The 19,503-nt window shown below is 57.4% G+C and carries 15 protein-coding genes, 4 tRNA genes and 1 pseudogene; 18 read left to right on the forward strand and 2 right to left on the reverse strand.

The annotated features are described in order from the left end of the window. Window positions 1-330 precede the first annotated feature (330 nt). The 10 genes from uvrB (at window position 331) to EE949_RS23750 (ending at window position 7,746) form a co-directional block, all read left to right on the forward strand. Entirely contained in the window at window positions 331-2,346 is a 2,016-nt protein-coding gene (gene uvrB / locus EE949_RS23705; protein ID WP_122666508.1) for an excinuclease ABC subunit UvrB, read from the forward strand. A 281-nt stretch (window positions 2,347-2,627) separates the two neighbouring features. After that, window positions 2,628-4,109, forward strand: coding sequence for a glutamate--tRNA ligase (gltX, locus tag EE949_RS23710; RefSeq protein WP_122666509.1), 1,482 nt, complete (start codon window positions 2,628-2,630; stop codon window positions 4,107-4,109). Window positions 4,110-4,255: 146 nt separating this feature from the next. Next, window positions 4,256-4,331, forward strand: a tRNA-Ala gene (locus EE949_RS23715). A gap of 89 nt (window positions 4,332-4,420) precedes the next feature. Then, window positions 4,421-4,496, forward strand: a tRNA-Glu gene (locus EE949_RS23720). A gap of 50 nt (window positions 4,497-4,546) precedes the next feature. Next, window positions 4,547-4,622, forward strand: a tRNA-Ala gene (locus tag EE949_RS23725). A 46-nt stretch (window positions 4,623-4,668) separates the two neighbouring features. Continuing rightward, a tRNA-Glu gene (locus EE949_RS23730) sits at window positions 4,669-4,744 on the forward strand. Window positions 4,745-4,945: 201 nt separating this feature from the next. Continuing rightward, on the forward strand, window positions 4,946-5,485 hold the full coding sequence (locus EE949_RS23735; RefSeq protein WP_122666510.1) for a TetR/AcrR family transcriptional regulator: 540 nt from the start codon (window positions 4,946-4,948) through the stop codon (window positions 5,483-5,485). A 254-nt stretch (window positions 5,486-5,739) separates the two neighbouring features. Further along, complete coding sequence (locus EE949_RS23740) at window positions 5,740-6,201, forward strand: acyl-CoA thioesterase (RefSeq protein ID WP_122666511.1); 462 nt, start codon at window positions 5,740-5,742, stop codon at window positions 6,199-6,201. Between the two features lie 29 nt (window positions 6,202-6,230). Beyond that, window positions 6,231-7,190: a tRNA dihydrouridine synthase gene (locus EE949_RS23745; RefSeq protein WP_122666512.1), complete on the forward strand. Its 960-nt coding sequence runs from the start codon at window positions 6,231-6,233 to the stop codon at window positions 7,188-7,190. A gap of 112 nt (window positions 7,191-7,302) precedes the next feature. Further along, the gene (locus tag EE949_RS23750; RefSeq protein WP_122666513.1) at window positions 7,303-7,746 is read left to right on the forward strand and encodes an Hsp20 family protein; all 444 of its coding nucleotides are present in this window, start codon (window positions 7,303-7,305) and stop codon (window positions 7,744-7,746) included. Window positions 7,747-7,790: 44 nt separating this feature from the next. Here the strand turns inward: EE949_RS23750 and EE949_RS23755 are convergent. Then, a pseudogene (locus EE949_RS23755) lies at window positions 7,791-9,893 on the reverse strand (putative bifunctional diguanylate cyclase/phosphodiesterase); the annotation flags it as partial. Window positions 9,894-10,009: 116 nt separating this feature from the next. Then, entirely contained in the window at window positions 10,010-10,888 is an 879-nt protein-coding gene (locus EE949_RS23760; RefSeq protein ID WP_122666515.1) for a LysR family transcriptional regulator, read from the reverse strand. A 149-nt stretch (window positions 10,889-11,037) separates the two neighbouring features. Between EE949_RS23760 and leuC the strand changes: the two genes are divergently transcribed. The 8 genes from leuC to dgoD all read left to right on the forward strand — a co-directional run bounded on the left by leuC (window position 11,038) and on the right by dgoD (window position 19,503). Further along, window positions 11,038-12,462, forward strand: a complete 1,425-nt coding sequence (gene leuC, locus EE949_RS23765; protein ID WP_122666516.1) for a 3-isopropylmalate dehydratase large subunit — start codon at window positions 11,038-11,040, stop codon at window positions 12,460-12,462. Between the two features lie 10 nt (window positions 12,463-12,472). After that, window positions 12,473-13,114 carry a 3-isopropylmalate dehydratase small subunit gene (leuD, locus tag EE949_RS23770; RefSeq protein ID WP_122666517.1) on the forward strand — a complete coding sequence of 214 codons (642 nt, stop codon included), beginning with the start codon at window positions 12,473-12,475 and terminating at the stop codon, window positions 13,112-13,114. 153 nt (window positions 13,115-13,267) lie between these two features. Then, window positions 13,268-14,032, forward strand: coding sequence for a class I SAM-dependent methyltransferase (locus EE949_RS23775; protein WP_122666518.1), 765 nt, complete (start codon window positions 13,268-13,270; stop codon window positions 14,030-14,032). Between the two features lie 66 nt (window positions 14,033-14,098). Beyond that, the gene (gene leuB / locus EE949_RS23780; protein ID WP_122666519.1) at window positions 14,099-15,181 is read left to right on the forward strand and encodes a 3-isopropylmalate dehydrogenase; all 1,083 of its coding nucleotides are present in this window, start codon (window positions 14,099-14,101) and stop codon (window positions 15,179-15,181) included. 68 nt (window positions 15,182-15,249) lie between these two features. After that, complete coding sequence (gene asd, locus EE949_RS23785) at window positions 15,250-16,362, forward strand: aspartate-semialdehyde dehydrogenase (RefSeq protein WP_027900872.1); 1,113 nt, start codon at window positions 15,250-15,252, stop codon at window positions 16,360-16,362. Window positions 16,363-16,682: 320 nt separating this feature from the next. Then, the gene (locus EE949_RS23790) at window positions 16,683-17,675 is read left to right on the forward strand and encodes a 2-dehydro-3-deoxygalactonokinase (protein WP_122666520.1); all 993 of its coding nucleotides are present in this window, start codon (window positions 16,683-16,685) and stop codon (window positions 17,673-17,675) included. Between the two features lies 1 nt (window position 17,676). After that, on the forward strand, window positions 17,677-18,306 hold the full coding sequence (locus tag EE949_RS23795; RefSeq protein WP_122666521.1) for a 2-dehydro-3-deoxy-6-phosphogalactonate aldolase: 630 nt from the start codon (window positions 17,677-17,679) through the stop codon (window positions 18,304-18,306). A 48-nt stretch (window positions 18,307-18,354) separates the two neighbouring features. After that, window positions 18,355-19,503 (forward strand): galactonate dehydratase, encoded by a 1,149-nt coding sequence (gene dgoD / locus EE949_RS23800; protein WP_027900875.1) that lies wholly within the window; start codon window positions 18,355-18,357, stop codon window positions 19,501-19,503.

The raw sequence follows: 19,503 nt of genomic DNA on the forward strand, positions 1-19,503 counted from the left end.
GAGTCAGTATAGAGGCCATCTCTGGCCGGGGCGACAGCCAGGGGCAGATTTTTTGCGGGTTTTTGCGGTTATTTGTCTGCCTTTAGTCATATTGCGGCCTGCCTCCTTTAATAGCCGCCTGTTTGAAGGGTTGAAAGCTGGTGATAGCGGCTCCATCTGTAGTTCCATCACTTCATATTCTGTACGACTGGTCCGCTAGCCGGGTCAGACGCATGCATTTCTCTGGTTTTCGCCCTGCGCCTTGCCTGAGTGCAAGCCCGCAAGCCAATATCCCGCAGGCCTGCGCACGTCATTAATCAGAACCTGCGCACGCTATTAAAGAGGTACGTTATGTCCGAGTTTCAGCTCGTAACCCGTTTCGAGCCTGCCGGTGACCAGCCGGAGGCCATTCGCCAGTTGGTCGAGGGTATCGATGCCGGCCTGGCGCATCAGACCCTGCTGGGGGTAACCGGCTCGGGCAAGACGTTCAGCATTGCCAACGTGATCTCTCAGGTGCAGCGCCCTACCTTGGTGCTTGCCCCTAACAAGACCTTGGCAGCGCAGTTGTACGGGGAGTTCAAGGCGTTTTTTCCGAATAACGCCGTGGAATATTTCGTTTCCTACTACGACTACTACCAGCCCGAAGCCTATGTGCCGTCATCGGATACCTTCATTGAGAAGGATGCTTCGATCAACGACCACATCGAACAGATGCGGCTCTCCGCGACCAAAGCGTTGCTGGAGCGCAAGGACGCCATCATCGTTACCACGGTTTCCTGTATCTACGGCCTGGGCAGCCCGGAAACCTATTTGCGGATGGTGCTGCATGTCGACCGGGGCGACAAACTCGACCAGCGTGCCTTGCTGCGGCGTCTGGCCGACTTGCAATACACCCGTAACGACATGGACTTTGCTCGTGCAACCTTCCGGGTGCGTGGCGATGTGATCGACATCTATCCTGCTGAATCTGACCTTGAAGCGATTCGCATCGAGCTGTTCGATGATGAAGTGGAGAGCATTTCGGCGTTCGATCCGCTGACCGGTGAGGTCATTCGCAAGCTGCCACGCTTCACGTTTTATCCCAAGAGTCACTACGTGACCCCCCGGGAAACGCTGGTTGAAGCGATGGAAGGCATCAAAGTCGAATTGCAGGAACGCCTGGAGTATCTGCGCAATAACAACAAGCTGGTCGAGGCTCAGCGCCTTGAGCAGCGGACCCGCTTCGATCTGGAGATGATTCTGGAGCTGGGGTATTGCAACGGTATTGAAAACTACTCGCGCTACCTGTCGGGCCGTCCGTCCGGCGCACCGCCGCCAACGCTCTACGATTATCTGCCGCCCGACGCGTTGTTGGTTATCGACGAATCCCACGTCAGCGTGCCGCAGGTAGGTGCCATGTATAAAGGCGACCGCTCCCGCAAAGAGACACTGGTGGAATATGGCTTCCGTTTGCCATCAGCGCTGGATAACCGGCCGATGCGCTTTGATGAGTGGGAGGCGGTCAGCCCGCAGACGATCTTTGTTTCCGCGACGCCGGGTAATTACGAGGCGGAGCACGCGGGTCGCATCGTCGAGCAGGTTGTGCGGCCAACGGGGTTGGTTGATCCGCAGATCGAGATTCGTCCGGCGCTGACTCAGGTCGATGACTTGCTCTCGGAAATCACCAAGCGTGTCGCGCTGGAAGAGCGGGTGCTGGTCACCACATTGACCAAGCGCATGTCCGAAGACCTCACGGATTACCTGGCTGATCACGGCGTACGGGTGCGTTATTTGCACTCGGACATCGATACGGTCGAGCGGGTGGAGATTATTCGCGACCTGCGGCTAGGGACGTTCGACGTATTGGTGGGCATCAACCTGCTGCGCGAAGGTCTGGATATGCCGGAAGTTTCCCTGGTGGCTATTCTCGATGCCGACAAGGAAGGCTTCCTGCGTTCCGAGCGCTCGCTGATCCAGACCATTGGTCGTGCGGCCCGTAACCTCAACGGACGGGCCATCCTCTATGCGGATCGCATCACCGGCTCCATGGAGCGCGCGATTGGCGAAACCGAGCGCCGTCGCGACAAGCAGATCGCCTTCAACCTCGCTAACGGGATTACCCCCAAAGGCGTGTTCAAGGATGTCGCGGACATCATGGAAGGCGCGACGGTGCCGGGCTCGCGCAGCAAGAAGCGCAAAGGCATGGCCAAAGCTGCGGAAGAAAGTGCCAAGTACGAAAACGAATTGCGCTCACCGAGCGAGATCACCAAGCGTATTCGTCAACTGGAAGAGAAGATGTACCAGTTGGCCCGCGATCTGGAGTTCGAAGCGGCAGCGCAGATGCGCGACGAAATCGGCAAATTGCGCGAGCGGTTGCTGACGGTATAGCTGCACCGTTATTGCTGGCCGTGTTTGCCTCGAACCGACTAAAACCGATCCCACTGAATGACTAGGTCTAACTGTGGGAACGGTGCTTGGTCTGGGCGGCATTCCGACGATAAACGATAACGCGGTATGTCTTCTACCTACGTCTCATGCATCGCGGGCAAGCACCGCTCCCACAGGTTGCCCGGTACCTGCTTCACTTTTTCGGCGGCGCCACACCGCTGGAGCCTAAACCCCCACGCCTGTTAAGATTCACGGCTTGTTCGACCTATTCGGAATTTTCCATGACCACCGTTCGTACCCGCATCGCGCCTTCGCCTACTGGCGACCCTCACGTTGGCACGGCTTATATCGCGCTCTTCAACTACTGCTTTGCCAAGCAGCATGGCGGTGAGTTCATCCTGCGCATTGAAGATACCGATCAGTTGCGTTCGACCCGTGAGTCGGAACAGCAGATTTTCGATGCGCTGCGCTGGCTGGGTATCGAGTGGAGTGAAGGTCCGGATGTGGGTGGCCCGCACGGTCCTTACCGTCAGAGCGAGCGCGGCGATATCTATCAGAAGTACGCTCAGCAACTGGTTGAACTGGGCCATGCCTTCCCGTGCTTCTGCACCGCTGAAGAGCTGGATCAGATGCGCGCCGAGCAGATGGCCAAGGGCGAAACTCCGCGTTATGACGGTCGTGCCTTGCTGCTTTCCAAAGAAGAAGTCGCGCGTCGTCTGGCGGCGGGCGAGCCTCACGTGATCCGCATGAAGGTGCCGAGCGAGGGTGTTTGCGTGGTGCCAGACATGTTGCGTGGTGAAGTGGAGATCCCGTGGGATCGCATGGACATGCAAGTGCTGATGAAGACCGATGGTTTGCCGACTTACTTCCTGGCCAACGTCGTCGACGACCACTTGATGGGCATCACTCACGTCCTGCGTGGCGAGGAATGGCTGCCATCGGCTCCCAAGCTGATTCTGCTCTACGAGTACTTCGGCTGGGACAAGCCACAGCTGTGTTACATGCCGCTGTTGCGTAACCCGGATAAAAGCAAGCTGTCCAAGCGCAAGAATCCGACCTCGGTCACGTTCTACGAGCGCATGGGCTTCATGCCTGAAGCCATGCTCAACTACCTGGGTCGCATGGGCTGGTCGATGCCGGATGAGCGCGAGAAGTTCTCGCTGGAAGAAATGGTCGAGCACTTCGATCTGTCGCGAGTTTCTCTGGGTGGGCCCATCTTCGATATCGAGAAGTTGTCCTGGCTCAATGGCCAGTGGTTGCGTGAGTTGCCAGTCGAGGAGTTCGCTGCTCGACTGCAGCACTGGGCGCTGAACCCTGAATACATGATGAAGATCGCGCCACATGTGCAGGGCAGGGTAGAGACCTTCAGCCAGGTCGCACCATTGGCCGGTTTCTTTTTCGCCGGTGGCGTGACGCCGGATGTGAAGCTGTTCGAGCACAAGAAGCTATCCCCTGAGCAGGTGCGTCAGGTCATGCAGTTGATCCTGTGGAAGCTGGAGTCGCTGCGTCAGTGGGAGAAGGACCGGATCATGGGCAGCATTCAGGCGGTCGTTGAGCACCTGGAGCTCAAACTGCGCGACGCCATGCCACTGATGTTTGCCGCCATCACCGGTCAGGCCAACTCAGTGTCGGTGACTGATGCCATGGAAATCCTCGGCCCTGACCTGACTCGCTTCCGCTTGCGCCAGGCGCTTGATCTGCTGGGCGGCGTGTCCAAGAAAGAAAACAAGGAATGGGAAAAGCTTCTGGGTGCCATCGCCTGAGGCAATGCCTGTGCCTGTCAGCCCCCCGGTTTTCCGGGGGCTGAATGGTAAGTGGTTGTATTACCGACAAAAAACTTTAGAAATTGTTAAAAATAAATTTGACAGCCCTGCGACTCACGCTTAACATGCGCCCCGTCCACTGATGTGGGGCTTTAGCTCAGCTGGGAGAGCGCCTGCATGGCATGCAGGAGGTCAGCGGTTCGATCCCGCTAAGCTCCACCAAATTTAGAGTTTCAAAGCTCGGCTACAATGCTTTGAAACGGTGCAAGATGATCGGATCCAGCGTCGATCATCAGCATCAAGAAGGTTTAGTCCCCTTCGTCTAGTGGCCTAGGACACCGCCCTTTCACGGCGGTAACAGGGGTTCGAGTCCCCTAGGGGACGCCATTTTAAAATGCATCATTTGAAAGTGATGTGAGCCGCGAGGCGATAAATCCGGGGCTTTAGCTCAGCTGGGAGAGCGCCTGCATGGCATGCAGGAGGTCAGCGGTTCGATCCCGCTAAGCTCCACCAATTTTGCCAGGGTTCGCTAATAAGCGAATCTGCTCGAAGGTTTTGCGTCCCCTTCGTCTAGTGGCCTAGGACACCGCCCTTTCACGGCGGTAACAGGGGTTCGAGTCCCCTAGGGGACGCCACGATTTCTCGCTCTGCGAGACCAAGGGTCATTCGATTATTGAATGGCCCTTTTGTTTTTTTGGCGGTTTAAATTCTGCCATTCCTGTATGACTCCCTCAGATATCATCCCAACGCCATTCTGTCTGCGACAGGCGGTGCCTCTTGTGCTTGTCATTCCGGATTATGCGAATAATATTATCTTCGTAATCTGGAGGTGCCCAATGAAAGATAAAAAAGCACAAACCCGTGAACGTATCCTGAGCGCAGCCAGCACCGCGTTGATCACACAAGGCCCCGAGCAGCCCAGCGTCAACGAAATCATGGCGGCGGCAGGGCTGACAGTCGGTGGGTTCTACGCGCATTTCGACAGCAAAGAAGCGCTGATGCTCGAAGCGTTCGATCATTTGCTGAGTCAGCGCAGGGCCTCGGTAGCGCAGATCGACGATCAGCTTCCCGGCGAGGAGCGGCGTGCGTTGCTGGCAGCATTTTATTTGTCGCGTAAACATCGGGATGCCACTGAGCTGGCTTGCCCACTGCCATCGACGGTTGGCGAAATGTCGCGATTGCCGAAGCTTTTTCAGGCGATGCTCGCCGAGCATCTGGAACTGATGGTCGCGCAGCTGTCGGCGGCGCCTGAAGAGGCTGACAAGGTGTTGGCCGATGTTGCATTGATGGTGGGCGGCCTGGCGCTGGCCAGAGCGCTGGGTAATGGCGATCTGTCAGATAGAGTCCTGCGTGCGGCCAAGTCGGCAGTTGTTTGAAGAGCGTATAGCTAACTGTTTTTCTGTAGGAGTGAGCTTGCTCGCGATAGCGCCAGGTCAGTTAGTCAATCATCGTCAAACCTGACGCTATCTCGAGCAAGCTCACTCCTACAGGCCGGAAAAGGCCTGTCCAAACGACGCATCTTTGGTGTTGGTAATAAGTCTTCCCGGATAAATCCGGTCCCACAGGCCGCCGTTGCTGTGTGTTTGGTTACACTCACCTGCCAACACAAAACACCAACGCAGGAGCAAGTATGGTCTGGGATCTGACAACGCCTTTTGTGATCGACCTCAATGTGTCCGCCGACGATATTGACGGGTTGGGGCATGCCAATAACGCCGTTTACGTCACATGGCTGGAACGTTGCGCCTGGCGGCATTCGCAGCAGTTGGGGCTGGACCTGAGCGAGTACCGTCGACTGGATCGGGCCATGGCGGTCGTCAGGCATGAGATTGATTATCTCGCGAGTGCTTATCAGGACGATGAACTGCAGTTGGCAACCTGGATTGTAGATTGGGACAAACGCTTGAAAATGACTCGACGTTTTCAGCTTCGGCGCCCCGGTGATGGCGTGACGCTGTTACGTGCGCAGACCACCTTTGTCTGCATCGAACTGTCCAGCGGCAAGCCCAAGCGCATGCCAGCAGAGTTCATCGACGGTTATGGGGTCGCCATGGCAAATCCTCTGGTTTCCAATCCCGCCAGCGCGCCGTAAACTGCCGGACTTTTTTTCGAGTGTGACCCATGCAAATTGCTCTGGCGCCCATGGAGGGACTGGTTGACGACATCCTGCGCGATGCCCTGACGAAGGTGGGTGGTATCGATTGGTGCGTGACCGAATTCATCCGGGTGTCCGAGCGTCTGATGCCGGCCCATTATTTCTATAAATACGCCTCTGAGTTTCACAACGGCGCGAAGACCGAGGCCGGTACTCCGCTGCGTCTCCAGCTATTGGGTTCCGATCCTGTCTGTCTGGCAGAAAACGCCGCGTTCGCCTGTGAGCTGGGTGCGCCGGTGCTGGATCTGAACTTTGGCTGCCCGGCCAAGACCGTTAACCGCTCCCGCGGCGGCGCGATTTTGCTCAAAGAGCCCGAGCTGTTGCATTCCATCCTCCGTCAGGTGCGCAGCGCGGTCCCTAAACACATCCCGGTCACGGCCAAGATGCGCCTGGGGTATGAGAATACCGACGGCGCGCTGGATTGTGCCCGGGCGCTGGCTGACGGTGGTGCTGAGCAGATCGTCGTGCATGCCCGTACCAAGGTAGACGGCTACAAACCGCCTGCACATTGGGAGTGGATCGCGCGCATTCAGGAAGTGGTCAAGGTGCCGGTCGTCGCCAATGGCGAAATCTGGACCGTGGATGACTGGCGTCGCTGCCGGGAAATCTGCGGCGCTCGGGACATCATGATTGGTCGCGGGCTGGTGGCACGCCCTGATCTGGCGCGACAGATTGCTGCAGCGCAGAAAGGCGAGGAGGTGGTGCCTATGACCTGGGCCGAGTTGCAGCCCATGCTGCGGACCTTCTGGTTGCAATGCCTGGAGAAGATGACCCTGATTCAGGCGCCAGGCAGGCTCAAGCAATGGCTGGTGCTGTTGACCAAAAGCTACCCGGAGGCAACGCAGATGTTTGACGCGTTGCGTCGCGAAACAGACTGCCAGCGAATCAGTGTTTTGCTCGGTGTCAGTGCCGACGAACGGTCATAAAAAATCTGAAAATAAACTCTTGAAAAGCTTTTGGCCGACCCTAGTTTAGGGATTACGCGATGCCGAATTCGGGTCGCGGATTAAACCACTCGCTGTTTACAGGAGATTTATCATGACTACTGCATTTTCCCTGGCTCCACTGTTCCGTAGCTCTGTGGGCTTTGATCGTTTCAATGACCTGTTCGAGGCTGCCGCACGTAATGAAACCGCTGGCGGGTATCCTCCTTACAACGTCGAGAAGCATGCGGATGATCAATACCGCATCGTGATCGCAGCCGCAGGCTTTGTTGAAGAAGATCTGGAGCTTCAGGTAGAGAAGGGCGTGTTGACCGTTTCCGGTGGCAAGCGCGAAAACACTACCGAAAACGTGACTTACCTGCATCAGGGCATCGCCCAGCGCGCTTTCAAGTTGTCGTTCCGTCTGGCCGACCACATCGAAGTGCAAAATGCCGGTCTGTCGAATGGCTTGCTGAATATTGATCTGTTGCGTCTGGTGCCTGAAGAAGCCAAGGCCAAGCGTATTCCGATCAATGGACAGAAAGTCCTGAATAGCTGATTGTTATCCGTCAGCATAAAGAAGGCGCCTCAAGGCGCCTTCTTTCATCCCAGCAGATTCAGCTGACTGTCCTCAAATAGACTTTCAGGCTGTCTCAGGCGTTTTTCGAATGCGCTCAATGTCAGCGGCTCGCTGAACAGGTATCCCTGATACAAGCTGCACCCCAACTGCTCAAGAAACTCCAGTTGCAGCGGTTGCTCAACACCTTCGGCAATCACCGTCAGATTCAGGCTTTGCGCCATGGCTACGATGGCCCGGATGATTTCTGCGTCATTGGGGTCGGTGGTTGCATCGCGGATGAATGACTGGTCGATTTTCAGCGCATCGACCGGCAGCCGCTTGAGGTAGGTCAGCGACGAATAGCCCGTGCCGAAGTCATCCATGGCGAAACTGACGCCGAGCTTTTTCAGTTCGTGCATTTTGGCGATGGTGTCATCCAGGTTCTGGATGACGATGCCTTCGGTGATTTCCAGTTTGAGCAGGTTGCTGGGCAAGCCATTGACGTGCAGGCAGCGTTTTACCCGTTCGACGAAGTCGTTCTGACGAAACTGGCGGGGGCTGATGTTCACACACAGGCTGAAATGCCGCACATCGATCAAGTCGTTTTGCAGCAATTTACTTGCAGTCCGGCAGGCTTCTTCAAGGATCCAGGCGCCAACCTCCATGATCATCCCGCTTTCTTCGAGGATCTGAATAAACTGGTTGGGCGGCAGGTTGCCGCTTTCCGGATGTTCCCAGCGCAGCAGCGCTTCTGCGCCGATGATGCGATTGATCCGGGTATCCACCTGGGGCTGGTAGCACAGGCTGAACTCGCCGCGGGGCAGAGCCATGCGCAGGTCATTTTCCATGCGCAGGCGTTCGCTTGCCGCTTTTTGCATGGACTCCTGAAACAGTTGTGTGGCGTTACGGCCAGAGTCCTTTGCGCGATACAAGGCAATATCCGCACGCTTGAGCAAGTCGGCGCTGGTCAGGCCGTGGTCCGGGATCAGTGCGATGCCGATGCTGGGTGTGATTTGCAGTCGCTGATTGTCCAGAAACATCGGCTGGGCGAGCAGGGCGCGAAGCATGTCGGCTAGCTCTAGCACCTGATCGGTAACATCGTCACGGCTACCTTCCAGGCCGCTGATCAATACCACGAACTCATCTCCGCCCAGGCGCGCGACGGTGTCCTCCAGGCGCACGCTCGCTTCGAGTCGTGCAGTGACGATCTTCAGCACGCTGTCGCCCACCGGATGGCCCAGCGAGTCATTGATGTGTTTGAAGTGATCCAGGTCCATGAAAAGCAAGGCGCCGCGTAGATTGTGACGCTGCAACAGGATTATCTGCTGGCTGAGACGATCCATGAGCAACGCCCGGTTGGGCAGATTGGTCAGGGAGTCGTGATAGGCGAGGTGCTGGACCTGCTCCTGCGCGCTTTTCAGTTCGCTGATGTCCCGGGCATTCATCAGCAGGCATTCGACATCATTGAGGGTAATGGCTTCAACCGATACTTCAGCGGTGACGTGAGAGCCGTTCTTGTGACAGCCGGTCATCTCCCGGTGATGCACCCGGCCATTCTCTTCAAGGTCCAGGATTAACTGCTCGCGTTGGTTAATGTCCGACCATATCCCCAGTTCAGTGACGGTGCGACCGATGACTTCTTCTGGGGTAAACCCCAGTAAACGGCAAAATCCGCCATTTACTTCCATATAACGGCCGCTTGCGCGTTCCGTGATGGTTATTGCGTCAGGACTGGCATGGAACGCTTTGGCAAACTTCTCTTCGCTGGCCTTCAGGGCGCGTTCGGCGCGCAGGTGGGCGCTGTTGTCCATAAATGTACTGAGTAAGAACAGTTGCTGGTCCAGCTCGATTTTCAGTGCACTGAAGGTGCCTTCGACCAGCCGACCATCCCGTGTCCGTAATTGCACATCCAGCCGGACGGGGTCATCCTGCATGATGACTTTCTTGACCAGGTTATTGCGCTGCTCGCTGTCGTCCCATAAACCCAGGTCGATACCCGTCTTGCCAATGGCTTCGGCAGCGGGCCAGCCCAGCAGGGTTTCGAACTGGCGATTGACCTCGCAGATAATCCCGCTGTCGATGCGGGACAGGATCACCACATTGGGACTGAGGTTGTATAACGTCGCAAAACGCTTTTCCGATTCACTCGGCGGCGCTGCGGCGTCGGGTGATTGAAAGGTAATGCTGTCTGCAGGTATTGGCATGTGATCACGCGCCTGTAAGTAATAGAGGCAGTAATACGATCTTCAGCGGTAACAACCTTTCAGGATTGGATAGCCTGTGCATCGAGTAACGCCATGAATGCCCGTGCCGCATTCGACAACGTGCGTTCCGTATGAAGAATGTAGCCTAGCTGACGACTGAGCTGTATGCCCGGTAAAGGAATGCGCGCTACTTGTTCATCCAGCATAGTCCGTGGCAGCACGCTCCACGCGAGCCCTATGGAGACCATCATTTTGATGGTCTCCAGATAATTGGTACTCATGGCGATGTCGGGCTTGAGTCCTTGGGCCTCACATAAGCCGCTGACGATGTGGTGAGTGAACGTGTTGTTGCCCGGGAAAACCGCCGGGTAGCGAACCACGTCCTGCAGGCTTACTGGACCGCTGTTGACCAGTGGGTGTTCGGGGGCGGCGACAAAGTCCAGCGGGTCGTCCCAGACCGGCATGGCTTTGACCAGCGTGTGTGGGGTTGGCGCAAGGGTGATGACCGCCAGTTCTGCCCGGCCATGAAGAATCTCTTCGTAGGCCACTTCCGAGTCCAGAAACTGGATGTCCAGCGCCACGTCCGGAAAGCGTCGGGTGAACTCCCGGAGCAGGGGCGGCAGACGGTGCAGGCCGATATGATGGCTGGTCGCCAGGGTCAGACGGCCGGTGACTTCCCCGGTCAGGTTAGTCAGCGCCCGGCGCGTATCGTCCAGCACGTTGAGAATCTGATAAGCCCTGGGCAGCAAAGCCCTGCCAGCCTCGGTCAGGCTGACTTCACGGCCCAGCCGGTCAAACAGGCGAACGTTCAATTGTTGCTCTAGCCCGGCAATGCGTTTGCTGATGGCCGGTTGGGTCAGGTGCAGGCGTTCACCTGCTCCGGAAAAGCTGCCGGTCTCGGCGATGGCTATAAAGGCATTAAGGTTGGCCAGATCCATTTCAGATTCCAGTTGGTTATCCAAAGCATAAAAATTATGAATTTGAGTTATTTAAGCATATTCCATAGCATTGCCTCACAAGCCAAAGGGTCATCAGTTGATTGCCCAGGGCATAGAAAGATAGAAATACGCTGATGAGGAACCATCCGATGGCCGGCAAAACGTTGTACGACAAGCTCTGGGATTCGCATGAAGTAAAAAAGCGCGATGATGGCTCGTCGCTGATTTACATCGACCGCCACATCATCCACGAAGTGACCTCGCCGCAAGCCTTTGAAGGTCTGCGTCTGGCGGGCCGCAAGCCATGGCGCATCGACGCCAACATCGCTACTCCGGACCACAACGTACCGACTACACCGGAACGTAAGGGTGGTATTGAAGCCATTGCCGATCAGGTGTCGCGTCTTCAGGTGCAAACCCTTGATGACAACTGCGACGAATACGGCATCACCGAATTCAAGATGAATGACGTGCGTCAGGGCATCGTCCACGTGATCAGCCCGGAGCAGGGCGCTACCTTGCCGGGCATGACCGTGGTGTGTGGCGACTCTCATACCTCTACTCACGGCGCATTTGGCGCGCTGGCCCACGGCATTGGTACCTCTGAGGTTGAGCATGTGCTCGCCACTCAATGCCTGGTCGCCAAGAAAATGAAAAACATGCTGGTTTCCGTTGAAGGCCAGTTGCCTGTCGGCGTGACGGCCAAGGACATCGTTCTCGCGGTCATCGGCAAGATCGGGACGGCCGGTGGTAATGGTCACGCCATGGAGTTTGCAGGCAGTGCGATTCGTGATCTGTCGGTCGAAGGTCGTATGACCATCTGCAACATGTCCATTGAGGCCGGTGCTCGCGTCGGTCTTGTAGCGACAGATGAAAAAACTGTTGCTTATGTGAAGGGCCGTCCTTTCGCACCTAAAGGCGAGCAGTGGGACTTGGCGGTTGAAGCCTGGAAGGATCTGGTCTCCGATCCTGATGCGCACTTCGACACCGTGGTCAAACTCGACGCTGCGCAGATCAAGCCGCAAGTCAGCTGGGGTACCTCTCCGGAAATGGTGTTGGCCGTCGACCAGAACGTGCCGGATCCGGCTCAGGAAACTGATCTGGTCAAGCGCGGTTCGATCGAGCGTGCCTTGAAATACATGGGCCTCAAGGCTAATCAGGCGATTACCGACATCCAGCTGGACCGGGTTTTTATCGGTTCTTGCACCAACTCGCGGATCGAAGATTTGCGTGCGGCTGCTGAAATCGCCAAGGGCCGCAAGGTTGCCTCCACGATCAAGCAGGCGATTGTTGTGCCGGGCTCTGGTCTGGTGAAAGAACAGGCGGAGCGCGAAGGGCTCGACAAGATATTCCTTGAGGCTGGTTTCGAATGGCGTGAGCCAGGGTGCTCGATGTGTCTGGCCATGAACCCGGACCGCCTGGAAAGTGGTGAGCATTGCGCATCCACCTCCAATCGTAACTTCGAGGGGCGTCAGGGGGCCGGTGGTCGTACTCACCTGGTCAGCCCGGCGATGGCCGCAGCGGCGGCAGTCAACGGTCGTTTCATCGATGTTCGCGAACTGATTCAGCACTAAGGAGCCCAGCATGAAAGCCTTTACTCAGCACACCGGCCTTGTCGCTCCTCTGGATCGTGCCAACGTCGATACCGACCAGATCATTCCCAAGCAGTTTCTGAAGTCGATCAAGCGCACCGGCTTTGGCCCGAACCTGTTCGACGAGTGGCGTTATCTGGATGTGGGCCAGCCTTATCAGGACAACTCCAAGCGTCCGCTGAACCCGGATTTCGTCCTCAACGACGCGCGTTATCAGGGTGCAAGCGTATTGTTGGCCCGGGAAAACTTCGGCTGCGGTTCTAGCCGTGAGCACGCGCCCTGGGCGCTGGATGAATACGGCTTCTGCGCGATCATCGCCCCCAGCTATGCCGACATCTTCTTCAACAACAGCTTCAAGAACGGCTTGCTGCCGATCATCCTCGACGAGGCTGAAGTTGATGAACTGTTCAAACAGGTTGAATCCACTGAAGGTTATCAGTTGACCATCGACCTGGCGGCCCAGACGGTCACTCGCCCGGATGGCAAGGTATACAGCTTTGAAGTCGATGCGTTTCGCAAGCATTGCCTGTTGGAAGGCCTGGATGACATCGGTCTGACTCTGGTTGACGGCGAGGCGATTGCCAGTTTCGAAGCCAAACACCGAGCCAGCCAGCCGTGGTTGTTCCGCGGTTGATGTTGAAGGATCGCTTAACGCCTGTGGGAGCGGTGCTTGCCCGCGATAAGGCTGGATGCGGTTCACTTTAGATCGCATGGTCCTTATCGCGGGCAAGCACCGCTCCCACAGGAAACCGCGCTCATCAGTTAGATCTTCATCAGGAAGAATCCCATGACCAACTCCGTCCACACTCAAGTCGTACAACGTCAATTCGGTGAGCAGGCTGCGGCCTATCTGAGCAGTGCAGTGCACGCGCAAGGCACTGAATTTGCGCTGCTACAGGCGGAAGTGGCGGGGCGCAGTGATGCGCGGGTGCTGGATCTGGGATGTGGCGCGGGGCATGTGAGTTTCAATGTCGCGTCGGCGGTCGGCGAAGTGGTAGCGTACGACCTTTCGCAGCAGATGCTCGATGTCGTGGCCGCTGCAGCGCAGGAACGTGGGCTGACGAATGTCAGTACTGTGTGCGGCGCTGCGGAAAGCCTGCCATTTGCGGATGGCGAGTTCGACTTCGTGTTCAGTCGCTATTCGGCTCACCACTGGAGCGATCTGGCGCCAGCCCTGCGTGAAGTGCGCAGAGTGTTGAAGCCGGGAGGCGTTGCCGCTTTTATCGACGTTATGTCTCCAGGCAGCCCGTTACTGGATACCTACCTGCAAAGCGTAGAAGTGCTGCGTGACACCAGTCACGTACGCGACTATTCCGCCGCCGAGTGGCTGCGTCAGGTCAGCGAGGCCGGTCTGTTCACCCGCAGTCATAGCCGTCAACGCCTGCATCTGGAATACAGCTCGTGGGTGGAGCGCATGCGCACCCCGCAAGCCATGCGAGTAGCGATTCGGGAGTTGCAGCAAGCAATGGGCGCGGAAGTGCGCGAGTATTTCGAGATCACCGCTGACGGCTCGTTCAGCACTGATGTGCTGGTGTTATGGGCCGAACGCTAGTTTTTTCCGTTCAGTAGACGAAGAGGCGCTGACCGACAGCGCCGTTACAAAAAAATTGAGGATGTTATGAGCAAGCAGATTCTGATTCTCCCAGGTGATGGTATTGGCCCGGAAATCATGACCGAGGCGGTCAAGGTTCTTGAACTGGCCAACGAGAAGTATCAACTGGGCTTCGAGCTCAGCCACGATGTGATCGGCGGCGCGGCCATCGACAAACATGGTGTGCCACTGGCTGACGAAACACTGGACCGTGCCCGCGCCGCTGACGCGGTATTGCTGGGCGCTGTGGGCGGCCCGAAATGGGATACCATCGCGCGGGATATCCGTCCAGAGCGTGGTCTGCTGAAAATCCGTGCGCAACTGGGCCTGTTCGGCAACCTGCGTCCGGCCATCCTGTATCCGCAACTGGCTGATGCCTCCAGCCTCAAGCCTGAAATCGTTGCCGGTCTGGACATCCTCATCGTTCGCGAACTGACCGGCGGGATCTACTTTGGTGCGCCGCGTGGCACTCAGACCCTGGAAAACGGTGAGCGTCAGGCTTACGACACACTGCCGTACAGCGAAAGCGAAATCCGCCGCATCGCCCGTGTCGGTTTCGACATGGCCCGCGTGCGTGGCAAAAAGCTATGCTCGGTAGACAAGGCCAACGTTCTGGCCTCCAGCCAGCTGTGGCGTGAAGTGGTCGAGGAAGTGGCCAAGGACTATCCGGACGTCGAACTGAGCCACATGTACGTCGACAACGCCGCCATGCAACTGGTGCGTGCGCCGAAGCAGTTTGATGTGATCGTCACCGACAACCTGTTTGGCGACATCCTGTCCGACGAAGCGTCGATGCTCACCGGTTCCATCGGCATGCTGCCGTCGGCCTCGCTGGATGCCAATAACAAGGGCATGTATGAGCCTTGCCATGGCTCGGCACCTGACATCGCGGGCAAAGGCATTGCCAACCCGCTGGCAACCATCCTTTCCGTGTCGATGATGCTGCGTTACAGCTTCAATCTGACCGACGCTGCCGATGCCATTGAAAAGGCCGTAAGCCTGGTTCTGGACCAAGGCTTGCGCACGGGTGACATCTGGTCGGCGGGCAACGCGAAAGTCGGTACGCAGGAAATGGGTGACGCTGTAGTCGCCGCGCTGCGCAATCTGTAATATTTCGGGCCCGCCGCGAATTCGAACCCGGATGCGGCGGCCCACTTTTTAAACAAGGTGTAGTTGCGATGAAACGTGTAGGTCTGATCGGTTGGCGTGGAATGGTCGGTTCCGTGCTCATGCAGCGGATGCTGGAAGAGCAGGATTTTGATCTGATCGAGCCGGTGTTTTTCACCACCTCCAACGTAGGCGGCCAAGGCCCCTCCGTGGGCAAGGACGTGGCTCCGCTCAAGGATGCTTACAGCATCGACGAGCTGAAAACCCTCGACGTGATTCTGACCTGCCAGGGCGGCGACTACACCAATGAGGTGTTCCCGAAGCTGCGCGAAGCCGGTTGGCAGGGTTACTGGATCGATGCCGCTTCCAGCCTGCGTATGCAGGATGACGCGGTCATCGTTCTGGACCCGGTTAACCGCAAGGTCATCGACCAGCAACTCGACGCGGGCACCAAAAACTACATCGGCGGTAACTGCACCGTCAGCCTGATGCTGATGGGCCTGGGTGGTCTGTTTGAAGCTGGTCTGGTGGAGTGGATGAATGCCATGACCTATCAGGCCGCATCGGGTGCGGGCGCGCAGAATATGCGTGAACTGATCAAGCAAATGGGCGCGACTCACGCGGCTGTTGCTGACGATCTGGCCAACCCGGCCAGCGCGATTCTGGACATCGACCGCAAGGTCGCCGAAGCCATGCGCAGCGATGCTTACCCGACGGAAAACTTCGGTGTGCCATTGGCTGGCAGTCTGATCCCGTGGATCGACAAGGAACTGCCAAACGGCCAGAGCCGTGAAGAGTGGAAAGGCCAGGCCGAGACCAACAAGATTCTGGGTCGCTTCAAGAGCCCGATTCCGGTCGATGGCATCTGCGTGCGTATCGGTTCGATGCGTTGCCACAGTCAGGCGTTGACCATCAAGCTCAACAAAGACGTGCCTATCGCCGATATCGAAGGTTTGATCAGTCAGCACAACCCTTGGGTGAAGCTGGTGCCAAACCATCGTGAAGCGAGCATTCAGGAGCTGAGCCCGACTTCCGTGACTGGCACCATGAGCATCCCGGTGGGCCGTCTGCGCAAGCTGAACATGGGCTCGCAGTATCTGGGCGCCTTCACCGTTGGCGACCAGCTGCTGTGGGGCGCGGCCGAACCGCTGCGCCGTATGCTGCGGATCCTGCTGGAGCGTTGATCGTCCGGTTGTAGCTGACATGAAAAACCGCCTTTCGGGGCGGTTTTTTTATGGGGGGGATTTGGTTTTTGCCTCATGGGAGCGAATTCATTCGCGAAGAGGCCGGTACATCCGCAGCGTGTGTATCGCCTGAAATACCGCCTTCCCGAATGAATTCGGTCCCACAGGTCCATCATGAGGACGAGATCAGAGCCAAGGTTCGCTCCAACAAAAAACTAATATCCCAAAATATGGGATTCAAATTTACATATTGAGATATTTGTCCTTTCAGGTTTATAGTCCTCCTCGCACTCACTGCTCAAAAAATAATAGGTGAAGCGATGCAAGCGCATTTGATCGCGCTCGATTGGGGGACAACCTCACTTCGTGCTTATCGACTCGGCGACCACGGCCGGGTTCTGGAACAGCGCTCGCTGAGCGCAGGCATCATGCAACTACCGAGTACGCCGCGAATGATTGCCGGTGAACTTTGCAGTGACGGTTTTGAACTGGCGTTCGACGAGGCGTGCGGCGACTGGCTGGATGCTGAGCCTGATCTGCCTGTCATTGCCTGTGGCATGGTCGGCAGCGCCCAAGGCTGGCGGGAAGCGATCTACCGGGAAACCCCGGCCAGCGTTTCCGGGCTCAGCTGCGCTTTGCAAACCGTACGCAGCCTGCGCGGTGTCGATGTCCACATCATCCCCGGTGTACTCCAGCGTTCGGTGCTGCCCAATGTCATGCGTGGCGAAGAAACCCAGGTGCTGGGTGTCCTCGCCGGTTTATCCGCGACCGAAGCCCTCAAACCGCTGTTGATCGGTTTGCCCGGCAGCCACTCCAAATGGGTTCAGGCTGCCGACGGCTGCATCCTGCACTTTGATACGTTCATGACCGGCGAAGTGTTTGCCGCATTGAGCAACCACACGATTCTCGGCCGCACCATGCAGCGCAGCGATGCTTTCGATCAGGCGGCGTTCGATCTTGGCGTGGCGGTGGCGTTATCGCCTGATGGCGCTGCAGGACCGCTGTCGACCATCTTCAGTTGCCGCACCCTTGGGCTAACCGGCCAGCTCAGCGCCGATGCCCAGCCGGATTATTTGTCCGGGCTGTTGATCGGTCATGAATTGGCAACCCTCGCCACCCTGCAGCGCGCTCATCACTCAGAATTGCCAGCGGTCATTCTTCTCGGTGGCGAGCAGCTCTGCCTGCGTTACGGGCGAGCGTTGCAAGCCTGCGGTTTTCTTCACGTGACGGTGGCGGAACAGGCCACTGAGCGCGGTCTCTGGCAAGTGGCACTCAAAGCCGGCTTGCTCACTTCTCACCCATTAGAGGTCTGACATGCTCAAGCAAGCACTGCTCGAAAACGGCTTGATTGCCATTCTGCGTGGCCTGCGCCCGGCCGAAGCCCCCGCCATTGGTGATGCCTTGTACCAGGCAGGTTTCCGGGTCATCGAAGTGCCACTCAATTCGCCGCAGCCTTACGACAGTATCCGTCTGTTACGCCAGAGCCTGCCCGCCGATTGCCTGATCGGAGCGGGCACCGTGATGACCCCTGAACAGGTCAATCTGGTCAAGGAGGCGGGCGGACAGGTGATCGTTATGCCGCACAGTGACGCCAAGGTACTGCGCGCAGCCAAAGAAGCAGGCTTGTTCCTGTCGCCTGGCGTGGCCACTCCCAACGAAGCTTTCGCTGCGCTGGCTGAAGGCGCGGATGTGCTCAAGCTGTTTCCAGCCGAGCAAATGAGCCCGGCCGTCGTGAAAGCCTGGCTGGCGGTGTTACCTATAGGGACCGCGCTGGTTCCGGTGGGTGGCATTACGCCGGACAACATGAAGGTGTTTCTGGAGGCAGGCGTCAAAGGTTTCGGCCTCGGCTCGGGATTGTTCAAGCCCGGCATGAGCGTGGCTGATGTGGGCGAGCGTGCTCATGCCTATGTCGCGGCCTGGAAACAGCTTACCGAACGTTTCTGAGTTAACCAGAGCGCTTAAGGCGCCACTTCAAATAAGAGAATCGCACACATGAAAATCACCAAACTCACGACTTTTATTGTCCCGCCGCGCTGGTGCTTCCTCAAAGTTGAAACCGACCAGGGTATTACTGGCTGGGGCGAACCGGTGGTTGAAGGCCGCGCGCACACGGTTGCAGCGGCTGTTGAGGAACTGTCTGATTACCTGATCGGTAAAGACCCGCGCAACATCGAAGACATCTGGACGGTGCTTTACCGCGGTGGCTTCTATCGCGGCGGTGCGGTGCACATGAGTGCTTTGGCCGGTATTGATCAGGCGCTGTGGGATATCAAAGGCAAGCACTTGGGTGTCTCGGTCAGCGACTTGCTCGGTGGGCAGGTGCGCGACAAGATCCGCGTCTATTCATGGATCGGCGGCGACCGCCCGGCCGACACGGCGCGTGCTGCTAAAGAAGCAGTAGAGCGCGGCTTCACTGCGGTGAAGATGAATGGCACCGAAGAGCTGCAATTTCTCGATACCTTCGACAAGGTCGACCTCGCGCTGGCCAATGTCGCAGCGGTGCGTGATGCGGTAGGGCCTAATGTCGGGATTGGCGTCGATTTCCATGGCCGGGTGCACAAACCCATGGCCAAGGTTTTGATGAAAGAGCTGGATCCGTACAAGTTGATGTTCATTGAAGAGCCGGTGCTCAGCGAGAACTACGAAGCGCTGAAAGAGCTGGCGCCGCTGACCAGCACGCCTATCGCGCTGGGTGAGCGACTGTTCTCGCGCTGGGATTTCAAGCGAGTGCTGAGCGAAGGCTACGTCGACATTATTCAGCCCGATGCTTCCCACGCCGGGGGTATTACCGAAACCCGCAAGATCGCCAACATGGCTGAGGCCTACGACGTGGCCCTCGCGCTGCATTGTCCGCTGGGACCGATTGCCCTGGCGGCATGCCTGCAACTGGATGCGGTCTGCTACAACGCATTCATTCAAGAGCAGAGCCTCGGCATTCACTACAACGAGAGCAACGACCTGCTTGATTACATCAAGAACCCTGAAGTGTTCGACTATGACAAAGGCATGGTCAAAATCCCCAACGGGCCGGGCCTGGGCATCGAGATCAACGAGGAGTACGTCAAAGAACGCGCGGCCATCGGCCATCGCTGGCGCAACCCGATCTGGCGCCATGCTGATGGCAGCTTTGCGGAGTGGTGA

Origin of the sequence: Pseudomonas viridiflava (assembly GCF_900602065.1) — a bacterium.
Taxonomy (GTDB): Bacteria; Pseudomonadota; Gammaproteobacteria; order Pseudomonadales; family Pseudomonadaceae; genus Aquipseudomonas.

Bases quoted from the DNA above. Each gene is read 5' to 3' on its own strand.
- uvrB (WP_122666508.1), top strand. From the start codon at position 331: ATGTCCGAGTTTCAGCTCGTAACCCGTTTCGAGCCTGCCGGTGACCAG.
- gltX (WP_122666509.1), top strand. From the start codon at position 2,628: ATGACCACCGTTCGTACCCGCATCGCGCCTTCGCCTACTGGCGACCCT.
- EE949_RS23735 (WP_122666510.1), top strand. From the start codon at position 4,946: ATGAAAGATAAAAAAGCACAAACCCGTGAACGTATCCTGAGCGCAGCC.
- EE949_RS23740 (WP_122666511.1), top strand. From the start codon at position 5,740: ATGGTCTGGGATCTGACAACGCCTTTTGTGATCGACCTCAATGTGTCC.
- EE949_RS23745 (WP_122666512.1), top strand. From the start codon at position 6,231: ATGCAAATTGCTCTGGCGCCCATGGAGGGACTGGTTGACGACATCCTG.
- EE949_RS23750 (WP_122666513.1), top strand. From the start codon at position 7,303: ATGACTACTGCATTTTCCCTGGCTCCACTGTTCCGTAGCTCTGTGGGC.
- EE949_RS23760 (WP_122666515.1), bottom strand. From the start codon at position 10,888: ATGGATCTGGCCAACCTTAATGCCTTTATAGCCATCGCCGAGACCGGC.
- leuC (WP_122666516.1), top strand. From the start codon at position 11,038: ATGGCCGGCAAAACGTTGTACGACAAGCTCTGGGATTCGCATGAAGTA.
- leuD (WP_122666517.1), top strand. From the start codon at position 12,473: ATGAAAGCCTTTACTCAGCACACCGGCCTTGTCGCTCCTCTGGATCGT.
- EE949_RS23775 (WP_122666518.1), top strand. From the start codon at position 13,268: ATGACCAACTCCGTCCACACTCAAGTCGTACAACGTCAATTCGGTGAG.
- leuB (WP_122666519.1), top strand. From the start codon at position 14,099: ATGAGCAAGCAGATTCTGATTCTCCCAGGTGATGGTATTGGCCCGGAA.
- asd (WP_027900872.1), top strand. From the start codon at position 15,250: ATGAAACGTGTAGGTCTGATCGGTTGGCGTGGAATGGTCGGTTCCGTG.
- EE949_RS23790 (WP_122666520.1), top strand. From the start codon at position 16,683: ATGCAAGCGCATTTGATCGCGCTCGATTGGGGGACAACCTCACTTCGT.
- EE949_RS23795 (WP_122666521.1), top strand. From the start codon at position 17,677: ATGCTCAAGCAAGCACTGCTCGAAAACGGCTTGATTGCCATTCTGCGT.
- dgoD (WP_027900875.1), top strand. From the start codon at position 18,355: ATGAAAATCACCAAACTCACGACTTTTATTGTCCCGCCGCGCTGGTGC.